Below are 18,192 nucleotides of genomic sequence, written 5' to 3'. Positions count from 1 at the left end.
TCGTGGGCGCGATTCTAGGGGCTTGGGCGATTTGACTCCACCTATGATGGCGATAGGCACGATCCGCTATGATGGCCGGTAGTTCTGGAGAGGGAGACCCTGTGTGCGAATAGCGCTTTTATTGTCCGCTGGTCTGTTGTGCATGAGCGCTCAGGCGGCGTCGGTGGACGTCGCCAGCCTGGACCGTGGCACCTGGCCCGAAAAGCTCACCAGCCCGGCATTGTTCGATGTGGGCTCGCGTGCCGAAATCCTGATGTTTGCTCACAGCCTGCTGGCCAGCGAAACTCAGGATGACGCCGCGCTCAAGCAGCGGCTGGGGCTGAAGATCATCAACCTGGCGGCCATCAACGATCTGCGTCGTGAACTGTGGCGGCGCCTGCTGGAGAATTACAGCGTGGCCCAGCAGAGCTGCGAGGTGGATGCCTCCTTCTGCTATCTGGTGGAAAACATGGACGACCTGCGCGAAGAGGCCGGCAAGTTCGAGGTCAGCGCAAACTCCTTCTATATAGATTGGGCTGCCCCCAGTCATGCCTTCCATGAGCGCTACCTGGACGAGTTGCTGCGCAAGGCCGCGCTGTTTCCGCAGATCGGCAGCGAAGTCGCGCGCTTCGGCGAACATGAGCGCAACGGCGATGAATTCAATGACCGTTTGTTCCTGCTGACCTTCGACGGCGGCCCCGCGCCTGTCAGCGGCAACACTGATTGGCTCGCCGACTATCTGCGCAAACAGAAGATGAACGGGATTTTCTTTGTCCTCGGCAGCAGCCTGCAGACCCGCCTGGAGCGCAGCTCCGCCGCCGATGTGCAGGCGTTGTACCAAGGCCAGTGCGTGGGCACCCAGGGCTGGCAGTACCGCTCCCACAGCCACTGGGTGGACTGGCAAAGTTCGATTACCCGCAGCGCTGCACTGGCGCAGAACCTGATGCCGGAAAACTATGTGCCACTGTTTCGCCCACCTTATGGTCAGCGTCGCGCGGACAGCCAGGGGTTCTTCCAGTCACAGGGCTTGCAGGTGGCGTTGTGGGACATCGATTCCCAGGATGAGCCGGGCAGGCTCAAGGCACAAGAATCGGCGCAGCGCGTACTCACGCTGATGCTGTTGTGGCGCAAAGGGGTGATTGTGTTTCATGACACGCAGGACAAGGCGCGGGTGGCGTTGCCCTGGTTGTTGCAGGCAACGGCGCAGAGCGGGCTCGGCTGGCAGGACTGTCGCGAAGCGTTTTGAGCAAGTGCCCGGCCCTGCTGGGGATGCGGGGTTTTCGGGGTGATTTGGTGCGACATTTCGATGCAGGCGGACTTCCGACTTTAACGGCGTGGCTGGCACTCGGCTAGTGCTATTCGTCATCCTGAAAAATAAACTTCAAAAAAGCGTCAAAGTGCTTTTTCCTGTCACACGTTTTGCGGTATTACGAAGTCAGATCGCCGAAACCTGCAGCACAGGTGGCGTCTTCCAAGACTCCTCATGTGGGCAATGCACTTGACGTCACTCAGGTGCATTCGGTGGTCGAATCGAGGCGCAGCACCGCCCAGGTATTGCGTCGACTGGCTCCCACAAAGGTGACCGAGTATGGATGATCATGGACGTAACCCTTCTTCCGACCAGCCAATCCTTTACGTGCTTGATACCAACGTATTGATCCACGATCCAAACGCACTGCTCAATTTCGAAGAACACCACGTCGCTATCCCGATGATCGTGCTTGAGGAGCTCGATAAACTCAAAAGCGGCCACCACAGCGTTGCCGCCGAATGCCGCCAGGCCATCCGCCTGATCGACAAGACATTGGGCGAAGCTTCGCCCGACGACGTTGAGGTCGGTGTGCCGATCCAGCGTGGCAAGAGCGGGCCCAAGGGCTTGCTGTCGATTCTGATGAGCAAGCGCAGCGAGCCCAACAGCCTGCTGCCGGAAAACCTCAACGACAACAAGATCATCAATCAGCTGATCGACCTGCACGCGCGCGACAAGGACCTGCGCGTGGTGCTGGTGACCAAAGACATCAATATGCGCCTCAAGGCCCGCGCGTGCGGGATCGCGGCCGAGGACTACAGCACCGACCAACTGGTCGACGACGTGTCGATGCTCTCCCGTGGTTATCACATGATGACCGGCTCCTTCTGGGACCGCGTCAGCAAGGTCGAAACCCGCCAGGACCATGGCCGCACCTGGCATCAGGTTCAGCTCACCGATAACCTGCCGGCTGTGCATATCAATGAATTCATTGTCGATGAGCAGGGTTTTGTGGGCTGGATCAAAGAGATCCAGGTCGACAAGCTGCTGATCCTCGACCTGCATCAGGAGCCTCTGTTGCACCAGGAAGCCTGGGGCCTGAAACCGCGTGACATCTATCAAAGCCTGGCGCTGTATGCGCTGCTCGACCCGGACATTCACCTGGTCAACCTGACCGGTGCCGCCGGCTCGGGCAAAACCATCCTCGCCCTGGCCGCCGCCATCGAGCAGACCATGGTGACCAAGCGCTATCGCCGTATCATCGCCACCCGCAGCGTGCAGGGCCTGGACCAGGAGATCGGTTTCCTGCCCGGTACCGAGGCGGAGAAAATGGAACCGTGGCTGGGGGCAATCACCGACAACCTCGAAGCCTTGCACATGGATGACGAAAACACCCATGGCAGCGTCGACTACATCCTCAGCAAAGTGCCGTTGCAGTTCAAATCCCTCAACTACATCCGAGGTCGCAGCTTCCAGCAGAGCCTGATTTTGATCGACGAATGCCAGAACCTTACGCCGCACCAGATGAAAACCATCATCACCCGTGCCGGCGCCGGTTCCAAAGTGGTGTGCCTGGGCAACCTGGCACAGATCGACACCCCTTATCTGTCCGCGACCAGCTCGGGGTTGACCTACCTGACGGAACGCTTCAAAGACTTCCCGAACGGCGTGCATATTGCGCTGCAAGGGGTGCCTCGCTCGATTCTTGCCGAATACGCCGAATCCCATCTCTAAACGATGCACTGACTGGAACGGGCGTCCCTTGGGGCGCCCGTTTTTATCAGGCGGTTTTTTCGACCAGTGCCCAATCGATCGCCGGCTTATGCGCACGCGACAACAGCGTGTACACCGACGGCAGCACGAACAGCGTGAACAACGTGCCCACCAGCATCCCGATCACAATCACCAGGCCCAGGCCAAAGCGACTGCTGGCGCCGGCCCCGGACGCGAACAGCATCGGTACCAGGCCGACCACCATCGCCGCCGTGGTCATCAGGATCGGCCGCAGGCGAATCCGCGCCGCGCGGATGATCGCCTGCGCCGGGGTGCAGCGGTACAGCACCTGCAATTCGTTGGCGAACTCGACCATCAGGATCCCGTGTTTGCTGATCAGCCCGATCAGCGTCACCAGGCCGATCTGCGTGTAGATATTGATCGTGGCCAAGCCCAGGGCCAGCGGGATCAATGCGCCGCAGATCGACAGAGGTACCGTGATCAGGATGATCAACGGGTCGGTCAGGCTTTCATACTGCGCGGCCAGCACCATGTAGATCACGATCAGCGCAAACAGGAACGTCAACATCAACGCATTGCCTTCGTGGATGAACTGTCGGGAATCGGCCTGCCAGTCATGGCTGAAGCTGGCGGGCAGCTGTTGGCTGTACTTCTGCAGGAACGCCACCGCCTGGCCCAGGCTGACCCCCGGCGCTGGAATGCCCTGAAAGGTCGCGCTGTTCTGCTGGTTGAACTGCTTGAGCTTGTTCGGCTCAATCACGCCATGCAGGCTGACCACGGTCGACAGCGGCACCTGCTGGCCTGCGTCGGTATCCAGGTAGAAGGCATTCAGGTCCTGGGGCGTAAGGCGTTGCGACGGCTCGCTCTGGGGAATCACATCATAGGACCGGCCTTGCAGGGCGAAACGGTTGGTGTAGTTTTCGCCGATCAACACCGCCAGGGTACTGCCGATGTCCTGCATGCGAATTCCCAGGCTGTTGGCCTTGCTGCGGTCGATGCGCACCTGGGTCACCGGGTTGTTGAACGCCAGGTCGCTGTCGACTACCGCAAACAGTCCGCTGGCCCGTGCCTGGGTTTTCAGCTCTTCCATGGCCTGGTACAGCGAGCGGTAGTCCTCGGTGCTGCGGATGACCATCTGCACCGGCAAGCCCCCGGTCGAGGCGGGCAGTGGCGGCAGCTGGAACACGAAAATCGAATTGCCCTCCACCGCGTCCACGCTTTGTTGCAATTGGGCCTGGATGCTCGCGGCGCTGCGTTGGCGCTGCGACCACTCGCTGAAGTTGACCCCGGCAAAGCTGGCCGCCACCCCGTCGTTGCCATTGATGATCCACGTACTGACGGCCTCCGGCAGCTGGCCGAGGATCTCGCTCAACTGATAGGCGTAGCGCTCCACGTAATCCAGGTTGGCGTGTTGCGGTGACTTGATTGCCAGCAGCAGGTTGCCCTGATCCTCATTCGGCGCCAGTTCCTTGCTGGCCTGCCCGTACAGCCAGGGCAAGCTGATCAGCACCAGTGCGCCCAGCAGCAGGATCAGCCCACGCTGGCGCAGCGAGCTGAGCAGCGCGCGTTGATACAGGCGTGCCAGGCGGTGGAAGAAGCGTTCGGCCAGGCGGCTCATGCGCCCTTCATGTTCGTGGCTGGGCAGCAGCTTGGCGCACATCACTGGAGTAAGGGTCAGGGCGATGATCCCGGAGACCAGTACCGCGCCGGCCAGGGTCAGGGCGAACTCCTTGAACAGCGCGCCGGTCAGGCCGTTCATCAGGCCGATGGGCATATAGACAGCGGCCAGGGTGATGGTCATGGCGATTACCGGCGAGGCGATTTCCCGCGCGCCGAACAGCGCGGCTTGCAACGCCGTGCGGCCTTCCTTGAGGTGACGGTGAATGTTTTCCATCACCACGATGGCATCATCCACCACCAGGCCGATGGCCAGTACCATGGCCAGCAGCGTCAGCAGGTTGATGCTGAAGCCGAACAGTGCCATCAGGCCCAGGGCGCCGAGCATCGACAGCGGTATGCTGACAATGGGGATGATCACGCTGCGCACCGAGCCCAGGCACAGGTAGATGATTACCACCACGATCAGGATCGCTTCGATCAGGGTTTCGATCACTTCGATGATCGATGCCTCGATAAAGTGTGCGGTCTCGAACGCCAAGGCCACGTTGACCCCCGGCGGCAGGGTTTTCTCGATGGCCGGCAGCAGGCGCTTTATATCGGCGACGATCAGCAGCGGGTTGCCCGTGGGCGTCGCGTACAGGCCCAGGTGCACCGCCGGCTTGGCATCCATCAAGGCGCTGGTTTCATAGACGGCCGAACCAAGTTCCACCGTGGCGATATCGCGCAGGCGCAGCAGGCGATCACCGTTGTTGCTGAGGACCATGTCGCGAAACTCATCCAGGCTGCTCAAGTCGGTATTGACCTGGATCGAGGAGACCACGTATTGACCCTTGATCTGGCCCGGCGCGGCCTGGAAGTTGTTGGCACGGATCGCCTGTTCGACCTGGGCGGCACTGATGCCGTGGCCGGCCATGCGTTGAGGGTCGAGCCACAGGCGCATGGCCAGGCGCTGGCCACCGAAAGTCTCGACCTTGGCTACGCCCTCGATGGTGGAAAACAGCGGCTGCACCACGCGGCTGAGGTAGTCGCTCAGGGCCGAAGCAGACAGCGAGTCACTGGAAAAACCCACATAGGCCACCGCCGTTGCATCGCCGGCGGAGCGTTCGATCACCGGGTCGTAAGCCTGTTCCGGCAGGCGATATTTGACCTGGTTGACCTTGGCGATCACATCGCTCAGGGCCTTGGCCGAATCCTGGTTGAGCGCCATGCGCAAGGTGATCTGGCTGCGGCCCTGCACTGAGGACGAGCTGACGTAGTCCACGCCTTCCACCGAGGCCAGCGACTGGTTGATCGGCTGGGTCACGAAGCCCTGCATCAGTTCGGCGGGAGCGCCGGGATAGTCAGTGGTGACGCTGATCACCGAGCTTTCCAGCAGCGGGTACTGGCGCACGGGCAGATCGAGGTAAGCCTTGAGGCCGGTCAGCACGATCAGCAGGCTGACCACCAGGGCCAGCACCGGGCGGCGCACGAAGAGGTCGGTGAATTTCACGGCTGGTCTCCGGTCATGCTCAATCGCGCGGGCACGTTCGCATCGTTCAATACGGTGCGTTCCATGGGCTCGATGGCAGCGCCGTCACTGAGCTTGATCTGCCCGGAAATGACCACCTGTTCACCCGGATTCAAACCTGAGTCGATCACCACCCGGCCATCGCGGCGTTCGCCGGTCTTGACCAGCACCCGGCGTACAGTCGGCGGGGTGTCGGCGTCTGGCGCGGGCTGCACCACAAATACATCTTCGCCGTAGGCGTTATAGGTGATCGCCGTTTCCGGCACGGTCAGCGTAGTGCTCGACGGCGGCAGGGGCAGGCGCACTTTGGCGAACATGCGCGGCAAGGCGCCGTGTGTCGGCGCTTGCAGCAGGGCCTGGACACTCAGGGTGCGCGAGCGATCGAGGAACGGGTCGATGCTGCTGATGCGCGCGGTGTAGCGCTGCCCCGGCAGGGCATCAAGTTGCACGTTCAGGCTGTTACCGACTTTGAGTTGCGCCAAAGCTTGTTCCGGTACGCTGAAATTGACGTACAAACCCTGGTCGCCGACCAGGTTGATCAGACTGTCGCCTGGGTTGACGTACTGCCCCAGGTGCACCTTGCGAATTCCCAGTGTGCCAGCGAACGGCGCGCGAATGGTCAACTGGTCGATCTGCGCCTTGAGTTCCTGCAGGGCCCCTTGAGCGGTGGTGTACTCGGTCTGGGCATTGTCATAGGCTTCGTGGGAAATGGCGTTGACCTTGACCAGGCTGCGCGAGCGTTCCAACTTGACCTTGGCGTTTTCCAGCTCGCTTTGCAGGCGCATCAGGCTGCCGCGCTGTGGCGCATCGTTGAGCTTGACCAATACCTGGTCGCGCTCGACGCGCTGACCGGATTCCACCGGCAACTGCACGACGCGCCCGCCGACCTCGGCGGGCACGCTCACCTGTTGCACCGCTTCCAGCTCGCCAATTGCCTCCAGGTAGCGGGAGAACGGCGCACCGCTGACCGGCTCAATCGCAACTTTTATCGGCGCCGGGGCATAGGCGGCAACGGCCGGATGGCTCCAGCGCCACAGGCCCCAGGCCACGGCGAGCAGCAGGAGCACGGCGATCAGCAACGTTACGGTGGTTCGGGAAACGGCACGTCCCGGTGTGCTGACGTAAGGCATAAGCTTCATTCCTTGAAGAGTCATCAATAGATGGGCCAGCAGCCCGGTGTCAACAGTTCGACGAGATTCGCATCCGGGTCGCGAAAGTACACACTCGACCCACCCTTGGGCCAGTGCGTACGCCCTTCGATAGCGATATTGGCCGCGTCCAGACGCTGTTCCCAGGTTGGCAGGTCTTCGGCGTCGATGGCGAAACAGATGTGGATACGCCCGTTGGCGTCATGGGGCGGGATCTCGCCGCCGCTCAAGTATTTGGTGTGCAGGGAGGCGCCCCGTTTGAACAACAAGAGAGTATTCTGCTGACCGACGTTGAACGCGACGAGCACGCTGCTCTCGACCATCGCCTCCAGTTGCAGGTGCTGGCTGTAAAATGCTTTGGCGCGCTCGAGGTCATCCACATACAGCGCGGTCTCAATAATTCGTTTGATTTGAGGCATGGTTTGCTCCTTGTTGAAGGGTTGCTCCCTGAAATGGAATTCACCGCATGATCACGGTCTTACTGCGCAATATCGATTTGAATCTGTTAGTGGTGCTCGACGCACTGCTGACCGAAAAACACGTCACCCGCACAGGGGCGCGTCTGCATTTGAGCCAGCCGGCCATCAGTCATTCCCTGAGTAAGCTGCGGGCGCTGCTGGACGATCCGATCCTGATCCGCGACGGCAACGAGGTGATGCTCAGCGCCTTGGCGCAAAACCTCCAGGGGCCGCTGCGGGAGATTCTCAGCCAGATCGAAACCTTGTTCGGCAAGTCCATCGACTTCGACGCGGCCAGCTCCCAGCGCACCTTCCAGTTGGCGATGTCGGATTACGGCGCGGCGATTATCTTGCCAAAGTTGCTGGTGCGACTGCGTCACGAGGCGCCGAATACTACCCTGGTAGTGACTCAGGGCAGCCGGCATGGGATGTTCGAGCAAGTGGCACAGGGCAAGATCGACTTGGCCTTGGGGGTATTCCCCAGCCTGACGCCCGATGTGTCGATGGAAGTGTTGTTCGAGGAAAGCTTTTCCTGCCTGCTTGACCGGCGGACCTTGCCCAAGAAAGGCGTGCTGGATCTTGAGAGCTACCTGGAGCGCCCGCATATCCAGGTGTCCATGGACGGCGGCACGAATGGCGAAGTGGACAGCTTGCTGCGCGCCGAAGGCTTGCGCCGTCGTATCGCCGTCAGCGTGCCGCACTGGCGCACCGCGCCGAGCCTGCTGCACAACACGGACCTGATCCTCACCGTGGCGACGCGCACCCTGGAAGACACCTTGCTTAACCCGGATCTGGTGCGATTGCCGCCACCGTTCAGCATTCCGCGCTTTCCCTTTGTGCAAATCTGGCACCAGCGTTTCTGTGACGATCCGGCACATGCGTGGTTGCGCGACCAGGTCAAGCAAGTGGTGGCTCATACCATGCCGGTCGACTGATCGGGGCGCAGGCGCAGGCGCAGGTCCTGCCCCAATTGAGTAACGTCGTACAGGGTGAAGTCCAGCGAATGCGTCAGGTGTTCCAGCTCCGGCAGATGCACCAGCGGACGTGCCAGGTCGCCCAGCAGCCGCGGTGCCACATATAGCAGCAACTCATCGACGAGGCCCGCGCGCAGCAAGTTGCCGGCCAGCGTCGGACCGGCTTCAACCATGACGTCATGCAGGCCCCGCTGGCTCAGGTGAGTCATCAGGGCGTGCAGATCCAGGCCCTGCTGACTGCCCGGCAGGCCGAGCAGCCGTTCGCCGTTCGCCCCTTGCGGCACATGGCGTTCGTGCATCACATGCAGGCTCGGCGCCTGGTCGTCGAACACGCGTGCGGTCTGCGGCACGCGTGCCTGGCTGTCGAGGATGACCCGCAATGGCGCGATAGCCTCGGCGGACGCCATTTCACGCACGGTGAGCGAGGGGTTGTCCGCCAGTACGGTGCCGCTGCCGGTCAGAATCGCTGCACTACGCGCTCGCCAATACTGCACGTCGGCGCGCGCCCGGGCGCTGGTGATCCACTGCGAGCTGCCGTTGTTGAGCGCGGTGCGGCCGTCCAGACTCATGCCCATCTTCAGTTGCACCCAGGGGCGCTGGCGCTTGACCGTGGATAAAAATCCCCGGTTGAGTTCCCGCGCCGCGACGTTGAGCAAGCCGACCTTGACCTCGATCCCGGCCGCGCGCAGTTCGGCGATGCCGCGACCGTCGACCTGCTTGAACGGGTCTTCATGGGCCACGATCACGCAGGCCACGCCGGCCTCGATCAGCGCCTGGTGACAGGCGCCCGTGCGGCCGACATGGCTGCACGGTTCGAGCGTCACATAAGCGGTGCCACCCTTGGCCAGGGCGCCGGCCTGGCGCAGGGCAAACACCTCGGCGTGCGGACCACCCGCACGCCGATGCCAGCCTTCACCCACGATATGCGTACCGTGGGCGATGACACACCCGACCCGAGGATTGGGCCAGGTGGAGTGAATGCCGCGCTCGGCCAACGACAATGCATGGTGCATATGTTGAAAGTCGATTTCGCTGAAGTGGGTCATTGGCGTGAATGCCGTGCCGAGGCCTGGACGGCGATCGGATAGATGCGGCCATCGTAGGCGCTGGCCAGGAAGCCGCTGCCCTCGGCGTCATGGGTCAGGCAGGAGATACCGCTGGCGGTGATCTTCTCCACCTTTGCCCAACTGCGCCTGGCCAGGTCGAACACGGCCACGGTGCCGCCGTAGCTGCCGGTAGCGATCATCTTGCGGTCCTTGGAGATGGCGATGCACTTGATCGAGTGACTATGCGGGGTGTCGTAGACTTCGCTGTTACCGGCCTGCCACAGGCGCAGCTTGAGGTCGCGGCCGATGCTGGCGAAGCCGCCCTGGATCTGCGTGCAACCGTTGGAGATGCGGTCGTGGGCTTTGTCGAGATAGGTCTCCAGTTCGAAGTCGGCAATCCGGAAAAACGCCGCCGCCGCCGTCGCGCACACGCTGAACAGATACTGCTCATCCGCCGCGATGCCCTTGATCGCGTTTTCGTGCATGCGCACTTCGCGCAGAAATTGCGGCTGTTGATCCGCCAGCTTGAAGATCAAGGCTTCGCCGGTGTAGGTACCGATCGCGGCATGCAGCTCGCCGTCCTTTTCAAAGGTGGTGCCGCAGTTGAGCGGCGAGCGGTGCTGGTAGACCACGTCCCCGGTCTTGGCGTCGAACACCGTGCCCATCTGTCCGCCCGTCAGCACGCTGGCGCCGAATGGCAGCAGGAAGTTGCACAGGCTGCCGGCCATGGTGCTGGGCTGGCCATTGATCTGCAGGATGCCGGCGTCGCCGATGCTGTAAATGTCGTCGCCGACCACCGTCACCGCGTTCAGGCTGATGGCCGGCTCGATGCCGCCGATGTCCCATTGCTGAGTAGTGAAATCCCAAGTGGCGTAGGTGGAGCCAAAGGTTACGAAGGCGATGCGCTGGTCGCCGAGCAATGCGCAGCTACGTGGCCAGATGATGCTTGGCAGTGAGGTCTGTGCGGTTTTCTCAAGTTGATTGGCGGCGGTCAGCTTCCACAGCATCACGCAACGGTCATAGCTCAAGCTGACCAGCATACGTTGCGCGTCGTTCCACACAATGCGCTTGATCCCGGCGGCGTGGGCCGGTTGCAGGTAGGTACCGCTGCTGCTGATCACCGAAATTTTGCCCTCGTCGTCGCCGGCAAATATGATGCCTTCGCGGGACAAGGCCACGGTGTCGGTCTCGACGCCGCCGAGGTCGATAATGTCCAGTTGCTCGCCGGTGGCGGCATCCCAGCGGCGGATCGAACCATCATCGCTGCTCGACACCAGGGTCTGGCCGTCGGCGGCCCAGCACACCGAGATTACATCGGCCTCATGGCCGGTCAGGATTTTCCGGGTTTGCCCGCTGAGGTCGAACAGGCGGATGGTGTGGTCGCGCGAGCAGGTGGCGATGGTCTGGCCGTCTGGCGAGAAGGCGGCCATTTCTATGTCGTCATCGTGGCCAACGAGCACGCTTTTCAGGCGCAACGAAGGGATGTCCCAGACCCGAGCGGTGTAGTCGCTGCTGGCACTGACCAGCAGAGTGCCGCTGGCGTTGAACGCGCATTGGTTGGCCAGGTGATCGTGGAGTACGCGCTGGATCGGCGTCTTGGTGCGCGCGTCCCAGAGAATGACTTGGTTGTCATACCCGGCGGTGGCGACATAGGTGTCGTTGAACGTTGCAATACCGCTGATAGGGCCAAAATGTCTCATGCGTCATTATCCTTAATGTTGAGGTTGGCTTATTGCGGGCGACCTGAATGATTCAGCCGCGCGAGCGAGTTATTTCACCAGTTTGATGACGTGATTTTTCTTATCGACTTTTGCTTGCAGGTAATGGGTGTTGTGGCGCGTCACGAATACACCGGTAGGAATAACGTTATCGACCACGATACCGTTATCCACCAAGGCCTGGACTTTATCCGGGTTGTTGGTGATCAATTGGCAGTGTTTGATATTCAATGCTTTCAACATGCCCGCGGCCATGGAGAAGTCGCGTCCATCTTCGGGGAAGTTAAGATGGGCGTTTGCCTCGAACGTATCCATGCCGGAATCTTGCAGGCGATAAGCATCCAACTTCGCATATAGTCCGATTCCCCGACCTTCTTGGCGCAGGTAAATCAAATAACCACCGACTTCCCGCATACGCTCGATGGACTCATTTAATTGCGGACCACAATCACAGCGTTGTGAACTGAAAACATCACCCGTCAGGCATTCGGAATGAATCCGGACTAATGGACTGACTGGATTGGCCGGTCCCAGTTTGATGACAATATGTTCGTGGTCGGTTTCGAGTCCGCTGAAAGTATAAAAAGTCCCCGGATTCGAAGTGTCATCCAAGGGGATATCTACGTGACTGCGTACGCTTAGGCGGTTCATGGCGGTTCCTTCCATGCTGAATGATTAACGCGTTTTTGTTCTGAATTCTTTCGTTTTAAGACAAGGAGGGGCTACAGGGTTTTGGCGAGGCGAAAACCCATTACATAAATCTGTCGCGGATATTTGCCGTGGCGCCGGCAGTTGCGTGTCAGGTCGCGGAAGCGCGTGAAACTGCCGCCGCGGGCTATGCGATGAGTGCCCACCACATTGACCAGATCGTCGGTGATGGCCGTGCCACCGGGGTAGGGGGCATAGTCATCGATCACGTATTCTTCGACATTGCCGGCCATGTCCAGGCAGCCAAAGGGCGATGCGCCATCAATCAACAGGCCGACCGGCGTGGTGTCGAACAGGCCCATTTCAGCGGTGTTGGCGTGCTGCGGCAGAAAAGTCGGGCCCCAGGGGTATTCGAGGTTTTCCGGGCCGGCCGCGGCGTATTCCCATTCGGCTTCGGTGGGCAGCCGGTAGGCCTGGCCACTCGCCGCGCTGAGCCAGGCGGCGTAGGCATCGGCGTCTTCAGCGGTGATGCCGTACACCGGGTGGTTGGCGCGTTCGTTGGGGTATTGGCCGAACGCCCAGCTTTCGGGAATCCGCGCCTGGCCTGAGGCTTCGAGAAAGGCGCGGTATTCGAGGTTGGTGACCGGGTATTTGCCAATTGCGTAGGGTTGCAGGTACACCGGGTGGCGCGGTACTTCCTTGGCGATCCAGTCGCGATCCAGGCCAAGGCCCTGCAGGTCGTGCATGACCTGATCCACCGCCGTCTCGGCCAAGCCGATTTCCACCTGGCCGCCACTGATGTGGATCATTGCCGGATTGAGCACGTCGAGCCGCGGGTCCACGGTCAGGGCCAGCAGTTGGGCGGCGGCATAGCGCCAGGCGAGTGGCGAGACCGGGTTTTCCACGCGGTCAGCCAACTGTTCGATGGACTCTTCCGCGAGCTGGCGCCAGGCGGTCAGGGGTAGCTTCAGGTTAAGCGCGCCCTGGAAGTGTTCAGGCAGGCCCATCAAAAATCGGTCGGTCATCTCGGGGGTCAGGGGGCCGTCGAACACCGGCCAATGGTTGAAACCCTTGGAAGTCATAACGCTGGTTTCCTGCTGCGATAAGGAAAAGGCACGCGCATCCAGATGCGGCGCGCCCGGCTTTCATAGGGTGCAGATCAGTCCGGTCTGCAGGCAGTTGCGCTCGAAGTCATCCCAGTAGCCCTCAGGATGCTTGGCCCGTTCGGCATCAGAGATGATGGGTTTTTGCCATTGCAGGCGCGGGAAACCGGCCTTCATGATTGCCAGCTCATAACGCTCACGGCTCCAGCGATGAAAGGTAAAGGCGCTGGGTGGCTGGGTGACGAATTCAGCGTGGTGACGAAAGCCGCCCTCGTGGGCTTCCTCGGTCAGCACATGTACGCCGTACTTGGTGAAGTTGCCGCGTTGCAGTTGGAACGTCGGCTCCACGGTGTAGGCCACGACGCGGCCGCCGGGGGCGAGGTTGTTGGCGGCCACTTGGAACATCTTGTCCAGCTTTGCCGGCGAGTCGGCATAGTTGAATAACCATGCTGCGGTAATCAGATCGAATTTGCCGAGTATGCCCAAATCACAGATATCGCTGACGTGGTACTCGATCGCTTCCTGGTTACGCGCCGATTCCTTGCGAGCCAGGTCTATCATCGAGGCGGAAATATCCACCCCAACCACTTTACTCGCACCCTGGCGATATAACTCGCGGCCAAAGAAACCGAAGCCACAGGCCAAGTCTAGTACTGACTTGCCTTTGACATCGCCGACCATATGGAAAAACGTCGCGGTTTCTACTGAACGCTGGGAGGCCGTATCCGTGAAAGCCTCGAAGCGTTCGCCAATAGCGTCATATGTAGCGGTTGCAGATTGCTTAGTCATTGCCTCACCTTTTTAAAAATAATAGCTGTCGTCAATCCCTGACTCGGGAACATGAAGAAGTCTTCTGTTTCGGTGACCCGTCTTTCATTTTCATGTGCGCGTTGTAATAAGAAAACCTCCTATGACGACAATCACGCCGACCAATTTATTGATATTAATAGACTGCTTTGGAAATCCGATCAGGCCAAAGTAGTCAATCGCAATTGAAACGATAAGTTGGCCGACCAACACCGCCATGATGAAATTTAGTGCGCCGAGCCGCGGTGCCATCAATAAAGCAACGGTGATGTAAAACACACCCGCGACACCGCCCATCCAAATCCACCATGGACCTTCTTGTACCGTCGATAAGTTTGGGCGGGGGGCTTTTACAACAATGATGACAACGATGAGCACGACCAGGCTGACCAATAAGGAAACGGCGGTTGCCCACAAAGGGTGGCCCAGGAGATTGCCCAGTTTGGCGTTAGTCCCTGCTTGCAAGGGCACTGCGAAACCGGCGAATAAACTGAGCAGGACAAACATCAGTAAGGTCATGGAGTTTGCTTTCCGTTTTTTTAAAGTTTTACGGTGATCGGTTTGACGGCGCCAATTCTTTGTTCTGATGAGCCGTATTCGTCACGCTGATCGGCCATTGGCTGCTACTTGGCCGCGCAGCGGAATCAGGCGTGCGCGATGTTGACCGGCGGGTTTACAATCGGCGCTCCCGATCAGGAGTATCGCTGTGCTGACTCATCTCGATTCCCAAGGTCGCGCCCATATGGTCGACGTCACCGATAAATCCGTGACGTTCCGTGAGGCCGTGGCCGAAGCGCGTGTGCGCATGCTGCCCGAAACCCTGAAAATGATCGTCGACGGCGCTCATCCCAAGGGCGACGTGTTCGCGGTGGCGCGCATCGCCGGGATCCAGGCCGCGAAAAAGACCAGTGATCTGATCCCCCTTTGCCATCCTCTGATGCTGACCGGCGTCAGGGTCGAGCTCAGTGCCGAAGGCGAGAATGCGGTGCATATCGTGGCGCGCTGCAAACTCTCCGGCCAGACGGGCGTGGAGATGGAAGCGTTGACCGCCGCCAGCGTCGCGGCCTTGACGATCTACGACATGTGCAAGGCGGTGGATCGCGGCATGACCATCGAAAACATTCGTCTGCTGGAAAAACTCGGCGGCAAGAGCGGGCATTTCAAGGCGGACCAGGCATGAGCATCAACGTATTGTTTTTTGCGCGATACGCCGAAGCGGTAGGCTTCGATTCGCTGGAGATGGAAGGTGAGTTCGCCACTGTCGACGCCGTGCGCCTGGCGTTGGCCTGTGATCCGGAGTTTGCCGTACTTAACGAGACGAGCCTGATGTGTGCGCGCAACGAGGAGTTGTGTGACCTCGATGAGCCGGTGCAGGCCGGCGACGAAGTGGCATTTTTCCCGCCCGTGACTGGAGGCTGAGCATGACCATTCGTGTGCAGGCCGAGGCCTTTGACCCCGGCGCGGAAGTCAACGCCATGCATGCCGCGAATGTTGGCGTGGGGGCGGTGGTGAGCTTTGTAGGCTATGTACGCGATTTCAACGATGGCCGCGATGTGTCCGGCATGTTCCTGGAACACTATCCGGGCATGACCGAAAAAGCCCTGGCCAGGATCGCCGTGGAAGCCGAGCAGCGCTGGCCGTTGCTCAAGCTGCAGGTGCTGCACCGCGTAGGCGCCCTGGAACCGGGCGAGCCGATCGTGTTTGTTGCGGCGGCGAGCGCCCATCGCCAGGCCGCGTTCGACGCCTGTGCATTTGTGATGGACTACCTGAAGACCCGCGCGCCATTCTGGAAGAAAGAAAACACACCGGAAGGTGCGCGCTGGGTGGAAGGGCGGGACAGCGACCACGCCGCGGCGGATCGCTGGAAGTAGCCAGCCGAAGACCTATCTCAAAATCAGCTTATCGCATTCAGCTCAGGGGCGTTTGCGTTCCACGGCTCGCAATAGATGCGTCGGCGGTGTCTCGCAGCTGATCTTGCGGCCCAGCAGCGCCTCGATCGACGGCAACTGGTAGGAGTCATCCTCACCGGCAAAACTGATCGACACACCCGCCGCGCCCGCGCGGCCGGTACGGCCAATCCGGTGCACATAGTCGTCAGGCACTTCCGGCAGGGTGAAGTTGATCACGTGGCTGATGCCGTCGATGTGAATTCCACGGCCGGCCACATCGGTGGCCACCAATACGCGAATCTTGCCTTCGCGGAAACCTTCCAGGGTCTTGATGCGCTTGTGCTGCGGCACATCACCGGACAGTTGCGCAGCGTTGACGCCATCGCGCACCAGGCGTTCTTCGATGCGGCGCACTTCATCCTTGCGGTTGGCGAACACCATCACCCGCTCCCAACCGTTGTCATTGACCAGGTTATAGAGCAGTTTGTATTTGTCGGCGCCGGCCACGGCGTAGATATGCTGCTCGACATTTTCGCTGGCCACGTTCTCGGCTTCGATCTCGACGATCGATGGGTCGGTGGTCCACTGCTTGGCGAGGTTCATCACGTCTTCGGTGAAAGTCGCGGAGAACAGCAGGGTCTGGCGCTCGGCCTTTGGCGGGGTCTGGCGAATGATCTGGCGCACCTGCGGGATAAAGCCCATGTCGAGCATGCGGTCGGCTTCGTCCAGCACCATCACTTCGACCATGTCCAGGTGCACGTCGCCGCGCTGGTTGAAGTCCAGCAGGCGGCCCGGGGTGGCCACCAGAATGTCGCAGTGGCGCGCTTCGAGGTGCTTGAGCTGCTTGTCGAAGTCCATGCCGCCGACGAATGTCATGACGTTGAGGCCGGTGTACTTGGTCAGGTCGGCGGCGTCCTTGGCAATCTGCACCACCAGTTCACGGGTAGGCGCGATGATCAGCGCGCGCGGTTCACCCATGTAGCGCTCTTTGGGCGGCGGCGTTTGCAGTAACTGAGTGATGATCGAGATCAGGAACGCAGCGGTCTTGCCCGTGCCGGTCTGGGCGCGGCCGATGGCGTCTTTGCCGGCCAGGGTAAAGCCCAGCACCTGTGCCTGGATCGGTGTGCAGTACGGGAAACCCAGGTCCTGGATGGCATGCATCAGTTCCGGGGCCAGCTTGAAATCATGGAAGCGGGTCTTGCCTTCCTGAGGTTCGACGACGAAGTCTTCGAGTTTCCACGGGATGACCGGCGGTTTGGGCGCGCGTTCACGCCGTGGGGCCTTGGGCTGAGGGGCTGGGGCGGCTTGAGCAGGCGTTGCCTGTTGGGGCGCCATCACCGTCGGCTTATCGGGCTGGACGGCAGGTGCGGTCCGGCCGGGCTGTTGACCGTCACTGCGGCTGCCGTGTGTCGGGACAGGGGCGCTGGGAACAGGCGCGAGCGGCTCAGCCTCGCTTTTGCCGAACATCTTCTTGAGTGCTTCGAGCACGGTGATCTCATTAATTGGTTAAGGAATATACGCCGGCCAGTGTAATGCAAGAAACGGGCGCGGCGTAGTGCGTCTGTCATACGGCTACATAACGCCAGGCTTTCAGCGCAGGCGTTCGCTCAGCCACGTGCCAATCTCGCTGATCTCCTGGGGTAACACTTCGTGGCCCATTGGGTATTCCCGCCATGTCACGGTGACACCATGGTGCTTCAAGTACTCCATTGCTGTGCGGCCCATGACGTTTTGCACCACGTTGTCGTGCTGGCCGTGCAGGCACAGAGTGGGAATGCGCTGCTGGCTGGCCGACAGCTCTAGTGCGTCATCGAAAGTCGGCGCGTAAGTGGAGAGGGCAATCACGCCACCCAGGGGCCCCTGCCATTTAAGGAAAGCCGTGTGATAGACCACGGCGCCACCCTGGGAAAACCCCGCGAGGAAAATCCGCGAAGCGTCTATCCCGGTTCTTTTTTGCGCTTCGATCAAATCCATAACGGTTTTTGCCGAGCTTTCCAGCTCTTCCAGGCTGATCGACCTGGCCGGGCTCATGGCCTTTATGTCGTACCAGCTGGGCATCTCATAGCCGCCATTGATCGTCACCGGGCGGGTTGGGGCCTGGGGTAAAACGAAACGGGTCGACGTTAGATTTTTCTGTAGGAGTTCGGCTACAGGCAAGAAGTCATATCGATCGGCCCCCAGGCCATGCAACCAGATTACGCAGGCGTCAGCTGCCTTGGCGGGCTCAAGAATCAAGGGTTCGGTCATGTCTGCTCCAAAAATGTGCGTGCGCTCCGATAGGGTGCGTCGCAACGGTGCGTAGTAGGTTTATC

Annotated in this window: 17 protein-coding genes; 6 read left to right on the top strand and 11 right to left on the bottom strand. The window is 60.5% G+C overall.

Annotation, left to right across the window (positions count from 1 at the left end; translation table 11 throughout):
• Positions 1-103 precede the first annotated feature (103 nt).
• Together G7025_RS09565 and G7025_RS09560 are read left to right on the top strand one after the other, a co-directional pair.
• Positions 104-1,225, top strand: coding sequence for a polysaccharide deacetylase family protein (locus tag G7025_RS09565; RefSeq protein WP_181078479.1), 1,122 nt, complete (start codon positions 104-106; stop codon positions 1,223-1,225).
• 342 nt (positions 1,226-1,567) lie between these two features.
• Complete coding sequence (locus G7025_RS09560) at positions 1,568-2,962, top strand: PhoH family protein (protein WP_181078477.1); 1,395 nt, start codon at positions 1,568-1,570, stop codon at positions 2,960-2,962.
• Positions 2,963-3,008: 46 nt separating this feature from the next.
• Here the strand turns inward: G7025_RS09560 and G7025_RS09555 are convergent, their stop codons facing one another.
• Genes G7025_RS09555 through G7025_RS09545 form a run of 3 tightly spaced genes read right to left on the bottom strand, consistent with a single transcriptional unit; the run spans position 3,009 to position 7,656 of the window.
• The gene (locus tag G7025_RS09555; protein WP_181078475.1) at positions 3,009-6,071 is read right to left on the bottom strand and encodes a MexW/MexI family multidrug efflux RND transporter permease subunit; all 3,063 of its coding nucleotides are present in this window, start codon (positions 6,069-6,071) and stop codon (positions 3,009-3,011) included.
• On the bottom strand, positions 6,068-7,219 hold the full coding sequence (locus tag G7025_RS09550) for an efflux RND transporter periplasmic adaptor subunit (protein ID WP_181078473.1): 1,152 nt from the start codon (positions 7,217-7,219) through the stop codon (positions 6,068-6,070). The genes G7025_RS09555 and G7025_RS09550 overlap by 4 nt, the downstream gene beginning before the upstream one ends.
• A gap of 23 nt (positions 7,220-7,242) precedes the next feature.
• Positions 7,243-7,656, bottom strand: a complete 414-nt coding sequence (locus G7025_RS09545) for a VOC family protein (protein WP_181078471.1) — start codon at positions 7,654-7,656, stop codon at positions 7,243-7,245.
• Positions 7,657-7,703: 47 nt separating this feature from the next.
• Between G7025_RS09545 and G7025_RS09540 the strand changes: the two genes are divergently transcribed.
• Positions 7,704-8,630: a LysR family transcriptional regulator gene (locus G7025_RS09540; protein ID WP_181078469.1), complete on the top strand. Its 927-nt coding sequence runs from the start codon at positions 7,704-7,706 to the stop codon at positions 8,628-8,630.
• Here the strand turns inward: G7025_RS09540 and ribD are convergent.
• The 6 genes from ribD to G7025_RS09510 all read right to left on the bottom strand — a co-directional run bounded on the left by ribD (position 8,609) and on the right by G7025_RS09510 (position 14,510).
• Positions 8,609-9,715 carry a bifunctional diaminohydroxyphosphoribosylaminopyrimidine deaminase/5-amino-6-(5-phosphoribosylamino)uracil reductase RibD gene (gene ribD, locus G7025_RS09535; protein ID WP_181078468.1) on the bottom strand — a complete coding sequence of 369 codons (1,107 nt, stop codon included), beginning with the start codon at positions 9,713-9,715 and terminating at the stop codon, positions 8,609-8,611. The genes G7025_RS09540 and ribD overlap by 22 nt on opposite strands.
• A complete protein-coding gene (locus G7025_RS09530) occupies positions 9,712-11,415 on the bottom strand; it encodes a WD40 repeat domain-containing protein (protein WP_181078466.1) in 1,704 nt (567 codons plus the stop codon). The genes ribD and G7025_RS09530 overlap by 4 nt, the downstream gene beginning before the upstream one ends.
• A gap of 69 nt (positions 11,416-11,484) precedes the next feature.
• Complete coding sequence (locus G7025_RS09525; protein ID WP_181078464.1) at positions 11,485-12,084, bottom strand: GTP cyclohydrolase II; 600 nt, start codon at positions 12,082-12,084, stop codon at positions 11,485-11,487.
• A gap of 71 nt (positions 12,085-12,155) precedes the next feature.
• Positions 12,156-13,163, bottom strand: a complete 1,008-nt coding sequence (locus tag G7025_RS09520; RefSeq protein WP_181078462.1) for a formylglycine-generating enzyme family protein — start codon at positions 13,161-13,163, stop codon at positions 12,156-12,158.
• 63 nt (positions 13,164-13,226) lie between these two features.
• Positions 13,227-13,973, bottom strand: coding sequence for a class I SAM-dependent methyltransferase (locus G7025_RS09515; RefSeq protein WP_181078460.1), 747 nt, complete (start codon positions 13,971-13,973; stop codon positions 13,227-13,229).
• A gap of 90 nt (positions 13,974-14,063) precedes the next feature.
• Positions 14,064-14,510 (bottom strand): DMT family transporter, encoded by a 447-nt coding sequence (locus G7025_RS09510; protein ID WP_181078458.1) that lies wholly within the window; start codon positions 14,508-14,510, stop codon positions 14,064-14,066.
• A 187-nt stretch (positions 14,511-14,697) separates the two neighbouring features.
• Here G7025_RS09510 and moaC point away from each other — a divergent pair, with 187 nt between their 5' ends.
• The 3 genes from moaC to moaE are packed head-to-tail and all read left to right on the top strand — an operon-like array spanning position 14,698 to position 15,862.
• Entirely contained in the window at positions 14,698-15,171 is a 474-nt protein-coding gene (gene moaC, locus G7025_RS09505; protein ID WP_181078456.1) for a cyclic pyranopterin monophosphate synthase MoaC, read from the top strand.
• The gene (moaD, locus tag G7025_RS09500) at positions 15,168-15,410 is read left to right on the top strand and encodes a molybdopterin converting factor subunit 1 (protein WP_181078455.1); all 243 of its coding nucleotides are present in this window, start codon (positions 15,168-15,170) and stop codon (positions 15,408-15,410) included. The genes moaC and moaD overlap by 4 nt, the downstream gene beginning before the upstream one ends.
• A 2-nt stretch (positions 15,411-15,412) precedes the next feature.
• The gene (gene moaE, locus G7025_RS09495) at positions 15,413-15,862 is read left to right on the top strand and encodes a molybdopterin synthase catalytic subunit MoaE (protein ID WP_181078453.1); all 450 of its coding nucleotides are present in this window, start codon (positions 15,413-15,415) and stop codon (positions 15,860-15,862) included.
• Positions 15,863-15,904: 42 nt separating this feature from the next.
• Here moaE and rhlB read toward each other — a convergent pair whose 3' ends face one another.
• Both rhlB and G7025_RS09485 read right to left on the bottom strand, forming a co-directional pair.
• Positions 15,905-17,368, bottom strand: coding sequence for an ATP-dependent RNA helicase RhlB (gene rhlB / locus G7025_RS09490; protein WP_370694744.1), 1,464 nt, complete (start codon positions 17,366-17,368; stop codon positions 15,905-15,907).
• Positions 17,369-17,470: 102 nt separating this feature from the next.
• Positions 17,471-18,127, bottom strand: coding sequence for an alpha/beta hydrolase (locus G7025_RS09485; protein ID WP_181078451.1), 657 nt, complete (start codon positions 18,125-18,127; stop codon positions 17,471-17,473).
• Between the last annotated feature and the right edge of the window lie 65 nt (positions 18,128-18,192).

The sequence above is a fragment of the Pseudomonas lurida genome, from assembly GCF_013522705.1.
Taxonomy (GTDB): Bacteria; Pseudomonadota; Gammaproteobacteria; order Pseudomonadales; family Pseudomonadaceae; genus Aquipseudomonas; species Aquipseudomonas quebecensis.
This window is presented reverse-complemented; position numbering and strand designations above follow the sequence as displayed.

Excerpts from the sequence above, each read along its gene's own strand:
- G7025_RS09560 (WP_181078477.1), top strand. The coding sequence starts at position 1,568 with ATGGATGATCATGGACGTAACCCTTCTTCCGACCAGCCAATCCTTTAC.
- G7025_RS09550 (WP_181078473.1), bottom strand. The coding sequence starts at position 7,219 with ATGCCTTACGTCAGCACACCGGGACGTGCCGTTTCCCGAACCACCGTA.
- G7025_RS09545 (WP_181078471.1), bottom strand. The coding sequence starts at position 7,656 with ATGCCTCAAATCAAACGAATTATTGAGACCGCGCTGTATGTGGATGAC.
- G7025_RS09540 (WP_181078469.1), top strand. The coding sequence starts at position 7,704 with ATGATCACGGTCTTACTGCGCAATATCGATTTGAATCTGTTAGTGGTG.
- ribD (WP_181078468.1), bottom strand. The coding sequence starts at position 9,715 with ATGACCCACTTCAGCGAAATCGACTTTCAACATATGCACCATGCATTG.
- G7025_RS09530 (WP_181078466.1), bottom strand. The coding sequence starts at position 11,415 with ATGAGACATTTTGGCCCTATCAGCGGTATTGCAACGTTCAACGACACC.
- G7025_RS09525 (WP_181078464.1), bottom strand. The coding sequence starts at position 12,084 with ATGAACCGCCTAAGCGTACGCAGTCACGTAGATATCCCCTTGGATGAC.
- G7025_RS09520 (WP_181078462.1), bottom strand. The coding sequence starts at position 13,163 with ATGACTTCCAAGGGTTTCAACCATTGGCCGGTGTTCGACGGCCCCCTG.
- G7025_RS09515 (WP_181078460.1), bottom strand. The coding sequence starts at position 13,973 with ATGACTAAGCAATCTGCAACCGCTACATATGACGCTATTGGCGAACGC.
- G7025_RS09510 (WP_181078458.1), bottom strand. The coding sequence starts at position 14,510 with ATGACCTTACTGATGTTTGTCCTGCTCAGTTTATTCGCCGGTTTCGCA.
- moaD (WP_181078455.1), top strand. The coding sequence starts at position 15,168 with ATGAGCATCAACGTATTGTTTTTTGCGCGATACGCCGAAGCGGTAGGC.
- moaE (WP_181078453.1), top strand. The coding sequence starts at position 15,413 with ATGACCATTCGTGTGCAGGCCGAGGCCTTTGACCCCGGCGCGGAAGTC.
- G7025_RS09485 (WP_181078451.1), bottom strand. The coding sequence starts at position 18,127 with ATGACCGAACCCTTGATTCTTGAGCCCGCCAAGGCAGCTGACGCCTGC.